We start from the raw sequence: 3,093 nt of genomic DNA on the forward strand, positions 1-3,093 counted from the left end.
TATAAATAATAAGCAAAATAATTACTTAATTCAACAAAGCTGACTTATCACCGTTTCAACCAAAATTTTGATATCTTCTTTTATTTGATGGTAATTCATCAATACTTCTGCCTGATCCAAATCCCTTACTAATGGTATAGGATGATATTTCGCTTCCTCCTCCCTTATGGCCTCATGGTTGTTTTGAATAGCATTGTGAAAGGTTTTTAAGTCGATTTTATTATCGGGATCATCGGCAACCATTCCCACAAACTCACCTGAAGAAAGTCCGGATATTTTGGAAGCCGGTATAGCGTAGTCCAATTGTACTGATTTACTGATAGAAGTGTCCTGGCTGTTGATAGAAACGCTTTCCTTTTCCTGATTAATCTTGCCGAAGCGTTCGGACAACTGCTTTGCAGTGTCGCCGGTTACTTGTCCAAAAACCACGTTACCCACTATATTTAAAATCACCTCTGCCTGTTCACGCCCATAGTCTTTTTTTAACTGGCTGTAATCCTGAACAGCTAACGTTACTGCTACTTTGTTTGATCGCGCTGTAGCAATAAGATTGTCGATGCCATTAAAGTAAATGGTAGGGAACTCATCGAATATCATACTGCATTTTTGTTGATTTTTACGGTTGACCAACTTATTAATGCGGTTGATGTATAAGGATAGTACCGCGCCATAAACCTGTGACTTCTGCGGATTATTGGCTAAACACACGATCTTTGGTTCTTCGGGGTTATTTATATCCAGTGAAAAATCGTTGCCGCTTAACACGTAATACAATTGTGGGGATGATATACGGGCCAGACTGATCTTTGCACTTGCTACCTGTCCTTCGAGTTGTTCATAAGCTTCATTCTTCCAGGCAGATACAAAGGGATTAATTAGCACCTCTATTTCCGGCTCCTGTAACAACACTTCAAATAGATCCTTGTAATCAACCTGCGCCAGTTCAATCACATGCGGAAGTGTACAATAGCGCCCGTTCTCATATTTTTTCAAAAACCACATGATAGCGGTAATAAAGTTAATTGGTGATTCAACAAAAAAGTCCCCTTGCTTTTTTATCCACTCGCGGTTTAGGCCGAGCATAATCGTGCGACTGGAATCTATAGCATCGGTAATATCAATCATCGTATGTGGTTCTAACGGATTAGCCCGGTGCATGATCTGTTCAAGATTGATAACGTATTGCACCGGCTTCACTTTGTACAAATGGCCGTATTTCAATAATGCGTTGTAAACTATTTTCGTTAAGTCATCATACTTAAAATCATAAACCAACATGGTAAATCCTTTTTGGATATACTGTGTGATGATATGTCGGATTACAAAGTAGGACTTGCCCGAACCTGGGCTCCCGCCAATCAATGTGCCTCTGAACGGATTAATAATGTTTATCCAGCTTTTACGGGGTTTACCTTTAAGGTTATAGATTGCAGGGAGATTAATAGAATATTCATTTTCGAGTAGCCGCTCTTCCTGCGGGAAGGATTCATTGTCTTTATTAAAAATATCTTTGCCCAGGTTCAATTTAATCATCCTGAAAAGCAGACTTCCCCCGGACATTATTAAAAAATACCCCAATGAAGTTAAGCTGATATACAGTATTGTAATCGTATTGAATGGGTAATTTAAGCGCAATAACAGATTGCTGATAAAGAAAATTATCAAGCCTGATAAACAATAAGTAACGATTGTTTTAATCCTTATCGTTTCGTCCTTTTTGCCTTTGCTACCAATTAAAGAAGCCAGTAACAACAGCAGTGCAGATGCTTTTGCATATAACACTGTTTTAAAAATAACCATCCTGGATAGCGGCAATACCACATGATTAACCAACGGTTTTGTTAAACCCCATTCCTGAAAAGCGGGGTAACATGATAAGTAAAAATGCACGATCAATAGTGCTAAACTCAACAATCTTGTAAAGTCAATTATCTTTCTAAGTGCCTGTTCATTTTCTCCGGTTTGCATAATCTAAAAATTAAAGTGAATGACCTTTTCGTTTCTTCTTCCGCGTGTTTTGTTTAAGCCTGCCGATGGCGGCCATGTCCTGCTGTTCCTCTTTAAATAGCATATCCAATAAAGAATCTCCGTTATTATCAGAAGAAGCAAAACCTGAAAAATTGTCAGTAAATTTTTGAGAGTGGAAATCTTTATTGGGGTTTTTCAGGGTATCATTTTCGGGTTTGAACCAACCTGTGAGTGATGCTGCACTATACATTTTACCAAGATCACTGCCGTTAAATACCGCCTTTGATTTATGGTCAACGAATGTGATTCCATATAACCGGCCTTCCTCATTCTGCCGAAATATGACTTGAATACCTTCCGTTTTCAATTGTTTTTGAAAAGCGGATTTTGACAGCGGCTTTAATAATGCTTTATCCAGTTTAGTTTTTAAGTCCTCTTTTAAAGGTTTTCGAAGCACCTCATTTAGTCGGAAGCGGTCTTCAAGTGTCATCATAGTGGGCTTGCCATAGATGCTGCTCGCCTTGATAGGCACCCCAAGTTTGTTACCTTTTTCATCCAAAACCCAATAAACCAACCCATTTTTTTCATACATTCTTGAATCTTTAGACCCTCGATCTGCGGTAATATTGTACTGATTGAGTACGGCATTCAGTTCAGGAATGCTGGTAAATTTGTAGGCTCTCACCACTTCATTTACAACATTTGTGATTGATCTTTTAACTTCTGACTTGCCATAATTTACTTGTTCCAACGGCTTGCCAATGTTATTTTGTTGCTTTCCCTCATCCTCTGCTTTAACAAGGTTGTAGGTCAACTCAACTTGTTTTCTGGAACTTTCGGATGCTTTATTTGCCAATAAATGAAAGCTAATTCGTTTACCATCGGGCTTAATGTTAGTTGTTACGATATGTAAATGGGGATGTCCCGCATCATGATGCTGATATACTAAATAAGGTTGTTTTCCAAAACCCAAGCCTTCCATGTAGTCATCTGCAATCTGCTGAAGAATATCTTTATCCAAATTTTCACCTACTGCAAAATTTAATGAAACATGCAAGGTATTGACAAGTGTAAGCTGGTTACGTTTCGCAAGATCTGTCAGCCTTTCCAACTTGTTGTTGAATG

General features: G+C 38.4%; 2 protein-coding genes. Both read right to left on the reverse strand.

All coding sequences use genetic code 11. The features are described 5' to 3' along the window. Positions 1 to 30: 30 nt before the first annotated feature. The gene (gene mobC, locus ACE5CV_RS12335; protein ID WP_374950482.1) at positions 31 to 1,968 is read right to left on the reverse strand and encodes a conjugal transfer protein MobC; all 1,938 of its coding nucleotides are present in this window, start codon (positions 1,966 to 1,968) and stop codon (positions 31 to 33) included. A 10-nt stretch (positions 1,969 to 1,978) separates the two neighbouring features. Continuing rightward, a partial coding sequence (locus ACE5CV_RS12340; RefSeq protein WP_374950483.1) for a relaxase/mobilization nuclease domain-containing protein occupies positions 1,979 to 3,093 on the reverse strand: 1,115 nt, incomplete at its 5' end.

Origin of the sequence: Mucilaginibacter sp., assembly GCF_964263795.1 — a bacterium.
Classification (GTDB): Bacteria; Bacteroidota; Bacteroidia; order Sphingobacteriales; family Sphingobacteriaceae; genus Mucilaginibacter.